This is a genomic window from Arthrobacter sp. Soc17.1.1.1 (assembly GCF_036867195.1).
GTDB lineage: Bacteria > Actinomycetota > Actinomycetes > Actinomycetales > Micrococcaceae > Arthrobacter_D.
Map to the genome: position 1 here is coordinate 1,633,340 of NZ_JBAJII010000001.1, position 16,944 is coordinate 1,650,283.

Genomic DNA, 16,944 nt, shown 5'->3' on the forward strand with positions numbered 1-16,944 from the left:
GACGATGGGGACTCGCGTGGCCCTCCGGCGTCGCTGCCTCCTCAGCGTCCGCGGCGCCGCGGGAACGGGACATGGTCCAGATCGGCAGCAGCGACCACGTCCACGGGCCCGGCCGTGGCGCGGGCCTGGGCGGCGAGCACGCCGACGTCGTCGTACCGGGACGAGAAGTGCGTGAGCACGAGGGTCCCCGCGCCGCCGGTCGCGGCCATCGCGCCCGCCTGGCCCGCCGTGAGGTGCCGGTACCGTTCGGCGAGGTCGGCGTCGTCGTCGCTGAACGTGGACTCCGAGACCAGGAGGTCGGCCCCGTCCGCGAGCGCCGAGGCGCCGTCGCACACGGCCGTGTCCATGACGAACGCGAAGCGCCGACCTGCGCGGTGCTCGCTCACGTCCTCCAGCCGGACCCCGCGGAGGGAGCCCTCGCGCTGCAGGCGGCCGACATCGGGTCCGGTGATGCCGGCGGCGGTGAGCCGCTCGGGGATGAAGGAGCGGCCGTCGGGTTCGGTGACCCGGTAGCCGTACGCCTCGATCCGGTGGCGGAGCGGCTCCACCTCGATCTCCGGTGCGATCGCGCCCGCCGCGCCGTGGGGGTGCAGGTGCAGGTCCAGTCCGGGCGTCGCGAGACCCACCAGGGCCCGCACCACGGTCTCGCCGGACGCCGGGTAGTGCAGGTGCACGGGGTGGGCGACGCCGTCGAGCACCATGCGGGACAGCACGCCGGGCAGGCCGAAGCAGTGGTCACCGTGGACATGCGTCAGGCAGATCCGTGTGATCCTCGACGCCGGGACGCCGGCCAGGAGCATCTGCCGCTGCGTGCCCTCGCCGGGGTCGAACAGGATCCCCTCCCGTTCCCAGCGGAGGAAGTAGCCGTTGTGGTTGCGGGTCCGGGTGGGCACCTGCGACGCGGTGCCGAGGATGACGAGCTCACGCATGGCTCCAGTCTCGCACCCCGCCGCACCCCGCCCGGGCCCTCCCGTGGCGCCGTGCGGCGGCCTGCAGGCGGGACACGGTGGACCGACCGCACGGCAGGCGAAACAATGGGGAGCATTCCCCGGCGCGGCCGGGGGAGTGCACACGTGACCAGGAGCGTGATCGGGTGGATCGACGAACCCTGCCGCCGGCACCCGGACCGGAGGCGACGCGGCAGGCGGCCTGGAAGCAGGGCCGATGGGCGACGCCGTCGCCGGCACTGGTCCCGGCCGCCCTGGTGTCGGTCGCGGGTCCCGTCCTGTTCGTCCTGCACCAGCCGGTGATCGGCTACTGCCTCCTCGTGGTGGCGCTCGCGGCGGCGGTGGTGGTCGACCGGGCGCTGTTCCGGGACCTGCTGCTCATCGCCTTCGGCCTCACGGTCATGAGCCTGGTCCCCATCACCACCGACATCAGCCCGGAGCACATGGCGGTCATGGGCACGGCGATGATCCTCGCGGTCGGCGTGCCCTACGCGGTCTCACGCTTCGCCTACCGCGACCACGCCATCGCCTTCCCGGTGCGGACGGGCATCCCGTGGACGCGCACCGAGAAGTGGTACCTGCCGGTCGTGGTGATCATCGGGTACGCCCTGCTGCCGGTCTACATGCTGCGCACCGGCGTCTACACGAACTGGCCCGCGGCGTCCGAGCCCGACGAGATCGTCCGCCTGTTCATCGGCACGAACGGGCTCGGGATCTGGGACGAGCTGTTCTTCATCTGCACGGTGTTCGCGCTCCTGCGCCGCCACCTGCCCATGGCACAGGCCAACGTCCTGCAGGCGGTGCTGTTCACGTCCTTCCTGTGGGAGCTGGGCTTCCACGCATGGGCGCCGCTGTTCATCTTCCCCTTCGCGCTGCTGCAGGCCTTCATCTTCACCCGGACCCGCTCCCTCTCCTACATCGTCTGCGTGCACCTCCTGTTCGACTTCGTCCTCTTCCTCGTGCTCATCCACGCCCACCACCGCGCCTGGGTGGACATCTTCCTCTACTGACCCTTGACCGGCTGCTACTGAAGGGGTTCACTGGTTGAGTAGCTAACCAGTAGAGATGGAGACCACGGTGGTCGAGGAAGGCAAGCCCCTGTTCGTGCAGATCGCCGAACAGGTCGAGGACTCGATCGTGGACGGCACCCTGACCGAGGAGGCGCAGGCGCCGTCCACCAACGAACTCGCGGCCTTCCACCGCATCAACCCCGCCACCGCGGCGAAGGGCGTGAACATGCTCGTGGACAAGGGTGTGCTCTACAAGCGCCGGGGGATCGGGATGTTCGTCGCGGCCGGCGCCCGCGAGCTGCTGCTCGAGGAGCGCCGCAGCGACTTCGCGCTGCGCTACGTGCACCCCCTCCTCGTCGAGGCGCGCAGGATCGGGCTCGCACCCGACGACGTCGCGGCCCTCATCCGCGCCGGCGCCGAGCCGGCGACCCCTTAAGGTCTATCGAATCGAAGGACACCATGGACACAGTCATCGAGGCCCGGAACCTCACGAAACGCTACAGGGACGTCCTCGCCCTCGACGACGTCGGTTTCGACATCCAGCGGGACACCATCTACGGCTTCCTGGGCCGCAACGGGGCCGGCAAGACCACCGCGATGTCGATCCTCACCGCGCAGAACCTCCCCACGAGCGGACAGGTCCGCGTGTTCGGTGAGGACCCCTACGAGAACGCCCGCGTCCTCAGCCGCATGTGCTTCGTGCGGGAGAGCCAGAAGTACCCGGACGACGCCTCACCACGCCACGCCCTCGCCTCCGCCCGCCTGTTCTTCCCCCGGTGGGACCAGGATCTCGCCGACGAGCTGGTGGAGGAGTTCCAGCTGCCGCTGAAGCGCCCCATCAAGAAGCTCTCGCGCGGGCAGCTCTCCGCCGTCGGCGTCATCATCGGGCTGGCGTCCCGCGCGGAGGTCACCTTCTTCGACGAGCCGTACCTCGGTCTCGACGCCGTCGCACGCCAGACCTTCTACGATCGCCTGCTGACCGACTACGCGGAGCACCCGAGGACGGTGCTCCTGTCCAGCCATCTCATCGACGAGGTCTCGAACCTCATCGAGCGCGTGCTCGTGATCGACGCGGGGCGCATCATCATGGACGAGTCCACCGAGGACGCCCGCGCACAGGCCACGAACGTGGTCGGCGACGCCGCCGTCGTGGAGCAGGCCCTGCGCGGCCGCGAGGTCATCCACCGTGAGAGCCTCGGCCGCGTGGCATCCGTGACGTTCCTCGGCCGGCTCGACGGCGCCGAGCGCGGTGCGCTCACCGCGGCGGGACTCGATCTCGCGCCCGTCTCCCTGCAGCAGCTCATCGTCCGCCTGACCCAGCAGAGAGCGCCCGGCCCGGACGCGTTCGCCGGTGCCGCCCAGGAAGGAAGCCTCCGATGACCACCCTCGAATCCGCCGGCGGGACCCGCGCTGCCGCGGGACGCCACCGAACGCGGAACGTCGTGCGCCTCCAGTTCGTCAACACCCAGACGTTCCTCTGGGTGCCGGCCCTCGTGCTCGCCGGTGCCTGGGTCCTGACACTGCTCATCTACTGGATCCTCCAGAACGCAGGAGTCGGCGCGGTCAAGACCGGCGGGGGTTCGCAGGCCCCGCTGTGGTACTTCCTCGTGGTCGGCATCCAGGCCATGACCCTGACCTTCCCCTTCTCGCAGGCGATGAGCCTGACGCGCCGGGAGTTCTACCTCGGCTCCCTCGCCGCCGCGGCGGTGAGCGGACTCGGGATGTCGCTGGTGTTCGTGCTGCTCGGGCTGGTCGAACAGGCCACCAAGGGCTACGGCATGAACGGCTACTTCGCCTACCTCGACTGGGTGTGGGAGGGCGGTCCGCTCGCGGCGGGCCTCACCTACTTCGTCCTCACCATGCTGTTCTTCGTCATCGGATTCTGGTTCGCCACGATCTACAAGCGGTACGGCACGGCGGTGCTGACGATCGTCCTGATCGGGATCGGCCTCGCGCTCGTGGGCGCCGTCGGAGTCGTGACGCGGCAGCAGGCATGGCCGGAGGTCTGGCAGTGGATCCTCGACGCCGGGGCGCTCGGACTGACCCTGTGGGCCGTCCTGCTGGGTGTGCTGCTCGCCGCCGGGTCCTACCTCACGTTGCGCAGGATGCCCGCCTGATGCTCGAGGAGACAGACGGGCCGGCCGGCTTCATCGACGAGTCCCTCCAGTACGAGAGCTCGTGGGAGCGCGCGGAGGACTTCGAACGGCGCTACGGCGACCGCCTGGAGTACTACGGCGCCTCGATGGGCGCCGTGCGCGGCACCGTCCGCAACGCCGCCCGGCGGTACCCGGACCTGGGGCACGACGACGTCACCGCCCTCGCGTCCGAGCTGTGGTCGCGGCCCGTGTTCGAGCGGCGGCTGGCCGCCGTCGTGCTCCTGCAGTCCTTCGTGCGACTGCTCCGCTCCTCGGACCTCACGCGGATCGAGGGCTTCCTCCGGTCGGCGCACCTGCCCGAGCTCGTGGACCCGCTCGCCGTCGACGTGGTGGGGCCGCTGCTCCTCCGCCTCCCGGGACCCGAGGCGGCCCGCGCCCAGGCGGTCCTGCACCGCTGGGCGGCCGCGGACGACGCTTGGCTCCGCCGTGCCGCGGTCCTCGCGCACCTGCCGGCGTTCCGGGCGGGGGAGGGCGACGACCCCTCGTTCCGCCGGACCGTCCGCCTCGTCTCGGGCGCGCAGCAGGGCAGGGTGTCCGCCGTCGAGGAGGCCGTGGACCTGGTCCGCGCGAGTGGAGCGGGCTAGCGGACGTCGATGGTGCGGATGAGCCGTCCCCGCAGGGCCGGTACGAGATGGTGGAGGCCCATCAGGCTGAGCCCGTAGCGCCGCACGCGCCGCATCGAGGTGGCGACCCGGAGCCGCGGGTCGATGAGGACCGCGCCGCGACCGAGGCGGTGGGCCACGCGGGCGGAGAAGTCGATGTCCTCGTCGCGCGTGTCGATCGCGGTCCGCTCGAAGCCGCCGGTCTCGAGGTACGCCGACGCCCGGACGGCCATGTTGTGGCCCGCCACGAAGCGGAGGTACGCGGCGTCGAGATGCTTCACCGTGATCAGGACCCGCAGCAGGCGCAGGGCGCCCGGCATGAGGAGGTCGTCGCCCCAGCGGTAGTGCCTGTCGCGCAGCGGGACGCTGGTGCCGCCGACCAGCGCCACCCCCGGGTGGCGCGCGAACAGGACGCGGATGCGGCCGGCCCAGTCCTCCGCGGGCTCGCTGTCGCCGTCGGTCCGGGCGATCAGTGCGTAGCCGTCGTCGATCGCCCTGCGGACGCCGGTGTCGCTCGCCGCCCCGGTGCCCTTCTGCAGCTCACTGAGGACCGTGACGCGGAGGTCCGGCCGGGCGGCGGCGAAGCGCCGCACCCGCTGGACCGTGTCGTCGGTGGAGCCGTTGTCCACCACGTAGACGTGCAGGCCGGCGCGGTCCCGCTGCCGGTGCAGCGCTTCGAGGGTGCGCGCCACGTCGGGTTCGTTGAAGACGGGGACGACGACGGCGAGCCGGTCGGTCATGGGGAGATCCTTCAGGGGGTGTCGAGGTCGCGTGCGGCGAACGTGTCGCAGGAGCGGAGATCGCCCGTCTCGAATCCCTGCGAGAACCAGGCCTGGCGCTGGGCGCTGGAGCCGTGGGTCCACCCCTCGGGATTGACCTGGCCGGTCGCCGACTCCTGGATGCGGTCGTCGCCCACGGAGGAGGCCGCGGACAGCGCGTCCGAGAGGTCGGCGTCCGAGAAGGGCCGGAGGAACGGCTCACCGGACTCCGGGTCGGGTACCGATGTGGCGTGCGCCGCCCACATGCCCGCGAAGCAGTCGGCCTGCAGCTCGACGCGCACGCCGCCGGACTCGGCGCCCTGCGGGTCCTGCTGTGCGGCGCCGAGCGTGCCGATCAGGTTCTGGATGTGGTGGCCGAACTCGTGGGCCACAACGTACTCCTGGGCCAGCGGACCGCTGGAGGACCCGAACTGCGTGACGAGCTCGTCGAAGAACGCGGTGTCGTAGTACGTCTGCTCATCGGTGGGGCAGTAGAACGGGCCCACGGCGCTCGTCGCCGTGCCGCAGCCGGTGTCGGTCTGCCCGGTGAACAGGACGACCCCGGGCTGGGTGTAGGCGACGCCGACCTGCTCCAGGTAGGGCGTCCAGAAGCTGTCGAGGCTCTCCGCGGTGCCGAGGATGCGGCAGTCGAGCTGCTCGTTGGCCTGGACGCCGGTCAGGCACGCGTTGATGGCCGGTTCCGCGCCGCTGCCCTGTTCCTGCCCGACGCCGGTTCCGGTGCCCTCGCTGAGCCCGAGCTGGTCCACCACCCCGGGTCCGAAGATCAGCGAGAGGATCAGGAGCAGCCCGCCGCCCACTCCACCGCCCACGGCGGCGCCCCGGCCGCGTCCGCGCCGGTCGTTGACGCGGGACGGGTCGAACCGGGCGTTGTCGTTGAAACTCATGAACCAACCATAAGCCGACTTAGCGTTCCCCCGGGGCACAACCCGCCGGGGGAGCCTGCCGCCACGGCATCGCTGCCGTCGTGCGTCCTGTCACCCGCCCCAGTGGGCAGGAGGGGCGATGCGCTCCGGCAGCCGGGTGCGGCCGTCACCTGCGGCTGCGGCGACCTGCATCGGGGTGAGGAAGAGTGCGCGTGAGAGGTCCGCGCCGTGCAGCCGGGCGTCCCGGAGGTCGGCGCCCAGCAGGTCCACCCACCGGAGGTCCGCGCCCGTCAGGTCCGCGGCGATGAGGTAGGCACCCCGGAGGTTCGCCCCCTGCAGCACCCGCCCCGCGAGGTCGGCGCCGAGGAGGTCCGCACCCGGGACAAGACGCCGGGGGACCCCCCTGCCCCCGGCGGCCGTCCGGACGGAGACGCTGACGTCCTTCAGCGCCTCGCCGACCCGTCCGCGCAGTTCGGTGAGGTCGACGGCGGTGAGCTGCGCCGGCTCGAGCCGCGTCAGCCCGACGGTCTCCTCGGTCAGCGACGCGACGGCGGCGCCGACGGCGTGCGGGACGGCGGCTGACGCGCCGCTGAGACGCCCGGCCTCGTCGAGGTACCACAGCACCTCGTGGAGCTGCCGGACGATCGGGAAGGCCGCGAACATCGGCCCGCGTACCTCCGGGTGGGCCGTCCAGCTCCGCCCGTCGAACAGCTCCTGGGCCACGTGTTGGCCGGCGCCGAAGCAGTCGAAGACCGTGCAGCCCCGGTAGCCCTCGCCGCGCAGCCGGGCATGAATGGTGCAGGAGAAGTCCGCGGCGAGATTGCGGCACGCCTGTCCGGCCGGCTTGTCGTGGGCGAAGTCAGTGGACCGCTCGAAGCCCAGCGCGGAGCAGCAGAGGGCGAAGCAGTTGCCGCAGTCGGCGGTCAGGGCGATGTCCGGGTGGCCGGAGAGGTGCAGGGGGACGGCGGGCACGGGCGTTCCTCTCGTCGTCAGGGGGCGGACCTGTCGGCGGTCCGGGGGCGGCGCAGCCGGCATGCCTCGCCCGCCACCCCGGGATTCTCGCACCGATCACCGGCAGCGCCAAGCGGAACCTCCTCGCATCGGGTCCGGTTGTCAGCCCCGCCACCTGCTGTAACGGTGGGTTCGGGCGGCACCGCGGTCACCCTGGACAGGCGAGACGCCGTCCCGATCTGAAGGAGCAACGGATGAATCTCGTGCACGCGATGCTGGACGGACTCGAGCAGGCCAAGGCGCTGGACAGGATCGCCGATCCGATCGCCGCTGCGCTCTCCAAGGCGGTGCGCCCCCGGGCGATCCGGAACCTGCTCAGCGGGACCGCCATCGGGCACCACCTCCACCCGATGCTCATCGTCATCCCGTCGGGCGCCTGGAGCATGGCCTCGTTCCTCGACCTCACCGGCGGCAAGGACACCCGGAAGGCCGCCGACCTCCTCGTGACCGTCGGGATCCTCTCGGCCGTCCCCACGGCGATGACGGGGCTGCACGACTGGTCCGACACGCAGGAGAAGGAGCGGCGCGTCGGGATCGTGCACGCCGCCGGGAACTCCGTCGCCCTGCTGCTCTACACCGCGTCCGCCGTCGCGCGGGCCAGGGACCGGCGTGCCCTCGGCGTGCTGCTCGGCCTCGGGGGCCTGGGCTCGATGCTGTTCAGCGCGTTCCTGGGCGGGCACCTGAGCTACGCGAGCGGCGTCAACGTCAACCGCACGGCCTGGCACGAGGCCCCCACGGACTGGACGCGCGTCGCGAAGGACACCGACGTTGTCGAGGGCGGACGGCACACCGTGCGCACCGACGGCGTGCCGATCCTGCTGCTGCGGCACGAGGGGAAGCTGACCGCGATGGACAGCGTCTGCAACCACCTCGGCGGCCCCCTGGAGGAGGGCACCATCGAGGACGGCTGCATCACCTGCCCGTGGCACCAGAGCATGTTCCGGCTGGACGACGGCAAGAACTACCGCGGGCCCGCCGCCGTGCCTCAGCCCGTCTACGAGACCCGGGTGACGGCCGACGGCTTCATCGAGCTGCGCCAGCCGGTGTCCTGACCGGGCACCAGGTGCATCGGGTCTCCCGGTGCACCAGGAGACCCGATGCGTGGACCTGCTAGTGCACCGGGACGGGTGAGTCCGCGGTCACCTGCGGTGCGCGCACGAAGAACGAGGCGACGACGGCGAGCAGGAAGATCACCGCGCCGTACAGGAAGGCCGAACGGATCCCGCCCGCCAGGGCGGCCTCCTGGGCCACGCCCTCTCCCAGCAGGGAGGTGCTCTGGATGGTCATCACCGAGATGAACAGGGCCGTACCGGCCGCACCGGCCAGCTGCTGGGCGGTGCCGAACACGGCGCTGCCGTGGGAGTACAGGGGCGGCTCGACCGAGCCGAGCGCCGAGGTCAGCAGGGGGGTGAACATCAGCGCGAGGCCCACGCTGAGGAGCACGTGCGCCACGAGGACCAGCCACACGGGCGTGGTCTCGGTCACCTGGGTCATGGACCAGAACACCGCGCTGACCAGGAAGGCACCCGGGACCAGGAGCACGCGGGGGCCCCGGCGGTCGTAGATGCGTCCGACCACGGGACCGAGCAGGCCCATCGCGAGGCCGCCGGGCAGGAGCAGGAGCCCGGAGACCAGCGGGTCCATCCCGAGCACGGTCTGCACGTAGATGGGGATCAGGATGATGGTGCCGAAGAGGGCCATCATGCTCACCGCGATCGCCACGATGGAGATGGTGAAGTTCCGCGAGGTGAACACGCGGAGGTCGAGCAGCGCGGCGTCCCGGCGCTGCAGCACGAGCTGCCGTGCGACGAAGAGGCCGAGCGCGGCGACGCCGACGACCAGCGGGAGCCATGCGGGCACGGCGCTGCCGGTCGAGGCCTCGCCCAGCTGGCTGAGTCCGTAGATGATGCCGCCGAAGGCGAACGCGGACAGGATGACGGACACGACGTCGATCGCGGACCTGCGCGGGGTCGTCACGTTCTGCATCTTCGCGGACCCGAAGCCGAGGGCCGCGAGGGAGATGGGCAGGACGAGCCAGAACATCCAGCGCCAGTCCAGCACGCTGAGGATGGCTCCCGAGATGGTGGGGCCGAGCGCGGGCGCCACGGAGATGACGATCGAGATGTTGCCCATGATCTTGCCGCGCGAGGCCGGCGGCACGAGGGTCATGACCGTGGTCATGAGCAGCGGCATCATGATCGCGGTGCCGCTGGCCTGGACCACGCGGCCGACCACGAGGACCCCAAAGCCGGGTGCGAGCGCGGCGATCAGGGTGCCGAGGCTGAACAGGGCCATGGCGGCCATGAAGACCGGGCGGGTGTTGAAGCGCTGGAGCAGGAAGCCGGTCACGGGGATCACGACGGCCATGGTCAGCATGAACGCGGTGCTCAGCCACTGGCCGGCCCCCACGGTGATGCCGAGGTCCTCGACGAGCCGGGGGATCGCGACACCCATGATGGTCTCGTTCAGGATCACCACGAAGGCGGAGATGAGCAGGAGCGTGATGACGAGCTTGTCGCGGGCCGGCAGGGCGCCCTGGACGCCGCCCGGCCGCGGGGAGGCGGGGGAGACGGCGTCGGGCTTCGCTGCCGTGCCGGGCAGTGCGACGGGGTCGGGGAGGGGGAGCGCGTCGGAGACGCGGGACGGGGGGCTCTGGGCCATGGGTGATCCGCTCGGTTCGATCTTCTGCTGCTCCACGCAAGGGAGCTCTTCTGGGTGCCGGGTCGGTGGACGCCCGGCCGGGCCGCGGGGGCGGCGGTCCGGTCAATGAACTGAACCCCGGCCGCCGGAAGTCTATTCCGGCGGCCCGCCCCGCGCCACCGCTTCCGTGGGACCGCCTCGCTGCCGCCGGGCTGTCTCCGCTGCCGTCGCACTGCCGAAGGTCGCCGTCGCACTGCCGGAGGTCGCCGCTCCGTTAGCATGAGCGGGTGCCCGGCCTGGATCCTGCCGGCCCGGCACCTGGTGCGCCGGCAGTCCCTCCGGTGCCGCGCCCGCTTCCCCCGACGAAGGAGTTCTCCGTGCCTGATTCTTTCTACCGCGATCTCGGCGGCGGGAGATTCGACTCGACGATCCACGCGCAGGGGGCCTGGAACCCGGAGGAGCAGCACATGGCTCCCATCTCCGGTCTCCTCACGCAGTGCCTGCTCGAGTGCGCGCCGCGCGAGGGCATGCAGCTCAGCCGCCTCAGCTTCGACATCTTCGGCATGATCCCCGGCGGTGAGTTCGAGGTGACCACCGCCGTCGTCCGCCCGGGACGCACGATCGAGCTGCTCGAAGCCCGCATGGAGTCCGGCGGGCGCACCGCGATCGTGGCGAAGGCGTGGCGCCTCGGCACGCAGGACACCGCGGAGGTGGCCGCGGTCGAGGACCCCCGCATCCCGGGCCCGGAGGAGGCCGGCCCCCACGAGGGCATGACGGCGTGGCCGGGCGGTTTCATCCGGTCCCTCGAGGTGCGCGTGGTCCCCGGGCACCGCCCGGGCCGCGGCCAGGTGTGGCTGAGGAACCCCCATGCGATGGTCGACGGACAGGCGACCCCCGACGTCGTGCGGCTCGTCGGGATGATGGACGCCGCCAACGGCATCGCGACCCGCGTGCCGCCCGGCGGCGACAGCTGGATGTATCCCAACGTGGACCTGCAGATCCACCTCCACCGGATGCCGCGCTGCGAATGGCTCGGCCTCGACACCCGGGTGACCTTCGGTGAGCACGGGGTGGGTCTGACCTCGAGCGTGGTGCACGACCTCGAGGGGCCCTTCGGGCGCATCGAGCAGATCCTGACCGTCCGGAAGCTCTGACCCCGGCGTTCCCGCGCGGACCCCTGGGCGCCCGCGCCGGAATGCTCCGCGGTGTCCGACCGTTGCACCCGGTGTGACCGCCGCCTCGTGCGGGAGCGGTCGCCGCACCCACGCGCCGTGGGGACCGAGGAAGAGGAAGCATGCCGAAAGCAGTGTGGAACGACAGGGTCATCGCGGAATCGGCGGACACCGTCCAGGTCGAAGGGAACCACTACTTCCCGCCGGAGTCGATCGCGCAGGAGTACTTCGTGCCCTCCGACACGCAGACCGTCTGCCACTGGAAGGGGACGGCCGCCTACTACAGCCTGGAGGTCGACGGCGAGCGCAACGCGGACGCCGCCTGGACCTACCCGGAGCCGAAGGAGGCCGCGGAGAACATCCGCGGTCACTACGCTTTCTGGAAGGGCGTCACGGTCAGCGACTGATCGCTGAGACACGGGAAGGGGCGCCGCCCCGCAGGCGGCGCCCCTTCCCGCGGCCCCGACACGAGCACGAGTACGAGTACGAACAGCAGCCCACCGACGACGGCGCCCCCGGCGCACAGACGAAGGAGTACCCATGGAGTACCGCAAACTCGGCAACAGCGGCACCTCGGTGTCCCACCTGGCCCTCGGCACGATGACCTTCGGCGCGGAATCGGACGAGGCGGCGTCGCATGCGATCCTCTCCGACTACGCCGCGGCGGGCGGCAACCTGATCGACACCGCGGACGTCTACACCGCCGGCACGTCCGAGGAGATCATCGGCCGGTGGCTCGCCAGGAACCCCGCCGAGCGGGACCGCATGGTCCTGGCGTCCAAGGGCAGGTTCCCGATGGGCGACGACGTCAACGATCTCGGCCTGTCCCGCCGCCACCTCCGCCGCGCGCTCGACGCGTCCCTCACGCGCCTGGGCGTCGACCACATCGACCTGTACCAGGTGCACTCGTGGGATCCGCTGACGCCCCTCGAGGAGACCCTCGGCTTCCTCGACGAGGCCGTGGTGCAGGGCAGGATCGGCTACTACGGTTTCTCAAACTACACGGGCTGGCAGCTCACGAAGGCCGTGATGATCGCCCGCCAGCGCGGCTACTCCCTGCCTGTCACCCTCCAGCCGCAGTACTCGCTGCTGGTCCGCGAGATCGAGGCGGAGATCGTCCCGGCCGTGCTCGACGCCGGGATGGGCATGCTCCCGTGGTCCCCGCTGGGCGGCGGCTGGCTCACCGGCAAGTACACCCGGGACACCGAGCCGACCGGCGCCACCCGGCTCGGCGAGAACCCGCAGCGCGGCATGGAGGCGTGGGAGAAGCGCAACGCCCAGGAGCGGACCTGGCGGATCATCGACACGGTGACAGGGATCGCGGGCGAGCGCGGCGTCAACGCCTCGCACGTGGCCCTGGCCTGGGTGGCCGCGCAGCCCGCCGTGACCTCCGTGATCCTGGGTGCCCGCACGCAGGACCAGCTGGCCGACAACCTCGCGTCCGCCGACCTCCGGCTGACGGCCGAGGAACTGGCCCGCCTCGACGAGGTCAGCGCACCGACCTTCAGCGACTACCCCTACGGCGCGCCCGGCATCGAGCAGCGCAGCCGCAGGATCGAGGGCGGCCGGTAGGCGGGGAGTCCCGCACGGAGCGGCCCGCCGCTAACCGACGCGGCGCACCATGGCAACCGGTATCGCGGGCCCCGGGCGACCCTAGACTCCCCTGTGTGGCCATGAGGAGCCGTGGGTCCGCCGCTGCACCGGGCGCGCCGCTCCTTCCGGCGGACCCGGCAGGCGGAGGAGGACCGATGGACAGCACACCACCACGGGACGCGGCGGAGGATCCCGCCGTCCTCACGGCACGCCCCGGCCCATCGGGTGCCACCCCCGCGGCCGTGGCCGGGGTGCACGCCCTCGGCGTGGCCGGGTCGCGGGACCCGATCGTCTTCGTCCCGGAGGGCCTGCCAGCCGACGGACCCGTGCCCCTCCTCGTGGCACTGCACGGTGCCGGCGGGGATGCACAGGGTGGCCTGTCCGTGCTGCGCGCCGCGGCTGAGGCGCTGGGGATCGTCATCCTCGCGCCTGCCTCCCGGGCCGCGACCTGGGATGCGGTCCGCGGCGGATTCGGCCCGGACACCGTCGTCATCGACAGGGCCCTCCGGGAGGTCTTCTCCTTCGTCCCCGTGGACCCGCAGCGCATCGGCGTCACGGGTTTCTCGGACGGGGCGTCCTACGCGCTGGGGCTCGGCCTCGCCAACGGCGACCTGTTCAGCAAGGTGGCCGCCTTCTCGCCGGGCTTCGTCCCACCCGGGCCGCAGAACGGCCGGCCGGCCGTGTTCATCGCCCACGGCACGCAGGACGCCGTGCTGCCGATCGACGCGACGAGCAGGCGCGTGGTCCCCGCCCTCAAGCGCCGCGGGTACGACGTCGTGTACCGGGAGTTCGACGGACCGCACACCGTGCCGCCGGCCATCGCCCTCGAGGCGGGGCTCTGGCTCGACTGGACGGCGCTGCCGACGCCCTGAGCATCCCGCACTGCCTACGATGGAGGGATGAGCACTCCGTGGAAGGGCGCACCCGAGCTGGCGCTCGTCGTCGACCCGGCATCGGCCGACGCGGCCGGCGAGCTCGACCGGGGGGTGGAGCTGCTCCACGAGGTGGCCGCCGGCACGCGTCCGGCGACACTGCGCCTCTACCGTCCGAGCCCCACCGTCGCGTTCGGGCAGCGCGACGCACGCCTCCCGGGCTTCCCTGCGGCGACCCGGTCGGCGGCGGCGCACGGGTTCGCGCCGCTCGTCCGCAGGGCCGGGGGCCGGGCCGCCGCGTACCACGGGGGGTGCCTGATCGTGGACCACCTCGAACCGACCGGTGACGCCGTCGCCGGGACGCGGGCGCGCTTCGCGGCGTTCGGCGACTTCTTCGCGGACGTGCTCGCCGGCGTCGGCCTCGAGGCCGGGGTCGGCGAGGTGCCGGGGGAGTACTGCCCGGGGGAGTTCAGCGTGCACGGACGGCACGAGGGCGTGCCCGCCGTCAAGCTCGTGGGCACCGCCCAGCGCGTGGTCGCGGGGGCCTGGCTGTTCTCGTCCGTCGTCGTCGTCGAGGACGCCGCACCCCTGCGGGCCGTGCTCACCGACGTCTACGCGGACCTCGGCCTCGCGTGGCGGCCCGCCACGGCCGGTGCGGCGGAGGACCTCGCACCGGGCGTGGCGGTCGACGACGTCGAGGCCGCACTGCTCGCGGCCTACGCGGCCGTCGTGCGCCTCGGGGAACGGGAGCGGACGCGCCGCTGACGCGTCCGGCCCGTCAGTGACCGCGCCGGATCCACTCCTCGAGGTGCGGGGCCTCGTCGCCGATCGTCGTGCTGTCCCCGTGGCCGGTCCGGGCGATGGTCTCCGGCGGCAGCGTGAGCAGGCGGGTCCGGATGGACTCGATGATGGTCGGGAAGTCGCTGTAGGACCGGCCCGTCGCCCCGGGGCCGCCCTGGAAGAGCGTGTCGCCCGTGAAGACGGTGCCGGCCTCCTCGAGGTAGTAGCAGACCGAGCCGGGCGAGTGACCGGGCGTGTGCAGCGCGGTCAGGGTCACGCCGGCAACCTCGATGGTGTCGCCATCGGCGATCGACTGGTCCGGGCTCAGCGAGGGGAACACCATGTCCCAGAGTTCCCGGTCGGCGTCGTGCAGGTGGATCGGCGCGTGGACGGCGTCGAAGAGGTCGCCGACGGCCCGGATGTGGTCGTCGTGCGCGTGGGTCAGGAGGATCGCCCGCACGGTGCGCCCGTTGACCTGCTCCACGATGGCTGCAGCGTCGTGCGGGGCGTCGATCACCACGCACTCGTCGTCATCGCCCACGATCCACACGTTGTTGTCGACGTCCCAGGTGCCGCCGTCCAGCGAGAAGGTGCCCGAGGTGACGAGGTGTTCCACGCGCGCGGCCATCAGAGCTCCACCACCGAGCGGAGGACGGTGCCGCCGTGCATCTTCCCGAAGGCTTCCTCCACCTGGTCGAGGCGGATGCGCTCGGTCACGAAGGCGTCGAGGTCGAGGTTGCCCTGCAGGTAGTGGCTGACGAGCATGGGGAAGTCGCGGCTGGGCAGGCAGTCTCCGTACCAGGAGGACTTCAGCGAGCCGCCGCGTCCGAAGACATCGAGCAGCGGAAGCTCGATGGTCATGTCCGGGGTGGGCACGCCCACGAGCACCACCGTGCCCGCGAGGTCGCGTGCGTAGAACGCCTGCCGGTAGGTCTCCGGGCGGCCGACGGCGTCGATCACGACATCGGCGCCGTTGCCGCCGGTCAGGGCGCGGATCGCCTCCACCGGGTCCTCGTCCTTCGAGTTGATGACGTGGGTGGCGCCGAGGCCCTTCGCGAGCTCGAGCTTCCGGTCGTCGATGTCGACGGCGATGATGGTGGTGGCTCCGGCGAGCCTCGAGCCGGCGACGGCGGCGATGCCGACCCCGCCGCACCCGATGACGGCGACGGAGTCGCCGCGGGAGACGTCGCCCGTGTTGATGGCCGCTCCGATGCCGGCCATGACGCCGCACCCGAGGAGGCCCACGGCGGCGGCGTCCGCCGCCGGATCCACCTTCGTGCACTGGCCGGCCGCCACGAGGGTCTTCTCCGCGAAGGCGCCGATGCCGAGTGCGGGGGACAGGACGGTGCCGTCCTCGAGGGTCATCTTCTGCTTGGCGTTGTGCGTGTTGAAGCAGTACTGCGGTTCGCCGCGGCGGCAGGCGCGGCACTCGCCGCAGACGGCGCGCCAGTTGAGGATCACCCGGTCGCCGGGGGCGACGGTGGTGACGTCGTCGCCCACGGCGCTGACCACGCCCGTGGCCTCGTGCCCCAGCAGGAACGGGAACTCGTCGTTGATGCCGCCCTGCTTGTAGTGCAGGTCGGTGTGGCAGACGCCGCAGGTCAGGATGTCGACGAGCGCCTCGCCCGGCCCGGGATCGGGCACCAGGATGGTCTCGATGGAGGCAGGGGCATCCTTCGCCCGCACCACGACGCCTTGGACTCTGTGCATCATGTTCTCGCTGTCCTTCCGCTGGGAGCGGCGCACCGACCGACGGGCGCCGCTTCCAGCATATGGGGGACGGCTCGAGCGCGGGGACGGCGTTCGGGGCAGGACCCTAGGCGGCGAGCCTGGTCCTGACGTCCGCCAGGGAGGGGTTCGTCGCGGTGGTGCCGTCCGGGAAGATCACGGTGGGCACCGTCTGGTTGCCGCCGTTCAGCGACTCCACGAGCTCCGCGGTCCCCTCGACCTCCTCGATGTTGACCTCGGTGTAGCCGATGCCCTGCGCGTCCAGCTGCGACTTCAGACGACGGCAGTATCCGCACCACGAGGTGGAGAACATGGTGATGGATCCGGCTTCTGGCGTGTAGTCCACGGTGCTCCTCAGGTCCGGGGACGGCTTCGCCGTCCCCTGTGTCGATACGCGGGCCGCTCCTTGCGCCCGCACAGGCGTCAACGCGGATCGCCGTCGCGCCATTCCGTGCACCGGTAGGCTCACGCCATGGCTGAAGCAGACGAAGAACAGAACGCGAAGCAGCTGGCGGCGGTCCGGGTGGCCATCGACGAGGTGGACGAGCAGATCGTCTCCCTCATCTCCCGCCGGGAACGGCTCGTGCGCCGGGCGGGCTCGCTCAAGCACGACGACGCCTCGGTCCGCGCCCCGGCACGCGTGGAGCGCGTCATCACCAACGTGCGCGACTACGCGTCGAGGCAGGGCGTGGATCCCACCGTCGTGGAGCAGACGTACCGTGCCATGATCTCGGCGTTCATCGAGTTCGAGCTGAGGGTGCGGCGGGAGCCGTAGGCCCGGGTTGCGGCGA

The 16,944-nt window shown here is 71.7% G+C and carries 20 protein-coding genes; 12 read left to right on the forward strand and 8 right to left on the reverse strand.

Annotated elements, in window-relative coordinates:
* Positions 1–41 precede the first annotated feature (41 nt).
* Positions 42–929, reverse strand: coding sequence for a ribonuclease Z (locus V6S67_RS07340; protein ID WP_334209613.1), 888 nt, complete (start codon positions 927–929; stop codon positions 42–44).
* 257 nt (positions 930–1,186) lie between these two features.
* On the opposite strand from V6S67_RS07340, the gene V6S67_RS07345 reads away from it, so the two are divergent.
* From V6S67_RS07345 to V6S67_RS07365, 5 genes are all read left to right on the forward strand, one after another.
* Positions 1,187–1,957: a CPBP family intramembrane glutamic endopeptidase gene (locus tag V6S67_RS07345; RefSeq protein ID WP_334211554.1), complete on the forward strand. Its 771-nt coding sequence runs from the start codon at positions 1,187–1,189 to the stop codon at positions 1,955–1,957.
* Between the two features lie 67 nt (positions 1,958–2,024).
* On the forward strand, positions 2,025–2,393 hold the full coding sequence (locus V6S67_RS07350) for a GntR family transcriptional regulator (protein ID WP_334211555.1): 369 nt from the start codon (positions 2,025–2,027) through the stop codon (positions 2,391–2,393).
* A 23-nt stretch (positions 2,394–2,416) separates the two neighbouring features.
* Positions 2,417–3,337 (forward strand): ABC transporter ATP-binding protein, encoded by a 921-nt coding sequence (locus tag V6S67_RS07355; protein WP_334209614.1) that lies wholly within the window; start codon positions 2,417–2,419, stop codon positions 3,335–3,337.
* On the forward strand, positions 3,334–4,074 hold the full coding sequence (locus tag V6S67_RS07360; protein WP_334209615.1) for a hypothetical protein: 741 nt from the start codon (positions 3,334–3,336) through the stop codon (positions 4,072–4,074). Before V6S67_RS07355 ends, V6S67_RS07360 begins: the two co-directional genes overlap by 4 nt.
* On the forward strand, positions 4,074–4,697 hold the full coding sequence (locus V6S67_RS07365) for a DNA alkylation repair protein (RefSeq protein WP_334209616.1): 624 nt from the start codon (positions 4,074–4,076) through the stop codon (positions 4,695–4,697). Before V6S67_RS07360 ends, V6S67_RS07365 begins: the two co-directional genes overlap by 1 nt.
* Here the strand turns inward: V6S67_RS07365 and V6S67_RS07370 are convergent.
* The 3 genes from V6S67_RS07370 to V6S67_RS07380 all read right to left on the reverse strand — a co-directional run bounded on the left by V6S67_RS07370 (position 4,694) and on the right by V6S67_RS07380 (position 7,329).
* The gene (locus V6S67_RS07370; RefSeq protein WP_334209617.1) at positions 4,694–5,455 is read right to left on the reverse strand and encodes a glycosyltransferase; all 762 of its coding nucleotides are present in this window, start codon (positions 5,453–5,455) and stop codon (positions 4,694–4,696) included. The genes V6S67_RS07365 and V6S67_RS07370 overlap by 4 nt on opposite strands.
* Before the next feature lie 11 nt (positions 5,456–5,466).
* Positions 5,467–6,378, reverse strand: coding sequence for a KPN_02809 family neutral zinc metallopeptidase (ypfJ, locus tag V6S67_RS07375; RefSeq protein ID WP_334209618.1), 912 nt, complete (start codon positions 6,376–6,378; stop codon positions 5,467–5,469).
* A gap of 90 nt (positions 6,379–6,468) precedes the next feature.
* The gene (locus V6S67_RS07380) at positions 6,469–7,329 is read right to left on the reverse strand and encodes a pentapeptide repeat-containing protein (protein ID WP_334209619.1); all 861 of its coding nucleotides are present in this window, start codon (positions 7,327–7,329) and stop codon (positions 6,469–6,471) included.
* A gap of 233 nt (positions 7,330–7,562) precedes the next feature.
* Between V6S67_RS07380 and V6S67_RS07385 the strand changes: the two genes are divergently transcribed.
* Positions 7,563–8,420, forward strand: a complete 858-nt coding sequence (locus V6S67_RS07385) for a Rieske (2Fe-2S) protein (protein WP_334209620.1) — start codon at positions 7,563–7,565, stop codon at positions 8,418–8,420.
* 58 nt (positions 8,421–8,478) lie between these two features.
* Here the strand turns inward: V6S67_RS07385 and V6S67_RS07390 are convergent, their stop codons facing one another.
* Complete coding sequence (locus V6S67_RS07390; protein WP_334209621.1) at positions 8,479–10,029, reverse strand: MDR family MFS transporter; 1,551 nt, start codon at positions 10,027–10,029, stop codon at positions 8,479–8,481.
* A 356-nt stretch (positions 10,030–10,385) separates the two neighbouring features.
* Here V6S67_RS07390 and V6S67_RS07395 point away from each other — a divergent pair, with 356 nt between their 5' ends.
* The 5 genes from V6S67_RS07395 (at position 10,386) to V6S67_RS07415 (ending at position 14,410) form a co-directional block, all read left to right on the forward strand.
* A complete protein-coding gene (locus V6S67_RS07395) occupies positions 10,386–11,162 on the forward strand; it encodes a thioesterase family protein (protein WP_334209622.1) in 777 nt (258 codons plus the stop codon).
* Between the two features lie 140 nt (positions 11,163–11,302).
* The gene (locus V6S67_RS07400) at positions 11,303–11,587 is read left to right on the forward strand and encodes a DUF427 domain-containing protein (RefSeq protein WP_334209623.1); all 285 of its coding nucleotides are present in this window, start codon (positions 11,303–11,305) and stop codon (positions 11,585–11,587) included.
* Positions 11,588–11,720: 133 nt separating this feature from the next.
* Positions 11,721–12,752, forward strand: coding sequence for an aldo/keto reductase (locus V6S67_RS07405; protein ID WP_334209624.1), 1,032 nt, complete (start codon positions 11,721–11,723; stop codon positions 12,750–12,752).
* Between the two features lie 176 nt (positions 12,753–12,928).
* The gene (locus V6S67_RS07410) at positions 12,929–13,645 is read left to right on the forward strand and encodes an alpha/beta hydrolase (protein ID WP_334209625.1); all 717 of its coding nucleotides are present in this window, start codon (positions 12,929–12,931) and stop codon (positions 13,643–13,645) included.
* Between the two features lie 27 nt (positions 13,646–13,672).
* Positions 13,673–14,410, forward strand: coding sequence for a lipoate--protein ligase family protein (locus V6S67_RS07415; protein ID WP_334209626.1), 738 nt, complete (start codon positions 13,673–13,675; stop codon positions 14,408–14,410).
* 13 nt (positions 14,411–14,423) lie between these two features.
* On the opposite strand, the gene V6S67_RS07420 is transcribed toward V6S67_RS07415, so the two are convergent.
* From V6S67_RS07420 to V6S67_RS07430, 3 genes are all read right to left on the reverse strand, one after another.
* Positions 14,424–15,053, reverse strand: coding sequence for an MBL fold metallo-hydrolase (locus V6S67_RS07420; protein ID WP_334209627.1), 630 nt, complete (start codon positions 15,051–15,053; stop codon positions 14,424–14,426).
* On the reverse strand, positions 15,053–16,138 hold the full coding sequence (locus tag V6S67_RS07425) for an S-(hydroxymethyl)mycothiol dehydrogenase (protein ID WP_334209628.1): 1,086 nt from the start codon (positions 16,136–16,138) through the stop codon (positions 15,053–15,055). Before V6S67_RS07425 ends, V6S67_RS07420 begins: the two co-directional genes overlap by 1 nt.
* A 103-nt stretch (positions 16,139–16,241) precedes the next feature.
* Positions 16,242–16,499 carry a mycoredoxin gene (locus V6S67_RS07430; protein ID WP_334209629.1) on the reverse strand — a complete coding sequence of 86 codons (258 nt, stop codon included), beginning with the start codon at positions 16,497–16,499 and terminating at the stop codon, positions 16,242–16,244.
* Between the two features lie 126 nt (positions 16,500–16,625).
* Between V6S67_RS07430 and V6S67_RS07435 the strand changes: the two genes are divergently transcribed.
* Positions 16,626–16,928 (forward strand): chorismate mutase, encoded by a 303-nt coding sequence (locus tag V6S67_RS07435; RefSeq protein WP_334209630.1) that lies wholly within the window; start codon positions 16,626–16,628, stop codon positions 16,926–16,928.
* Positions 16,929–16,944 lie beyond the last annotated feature (16 nt).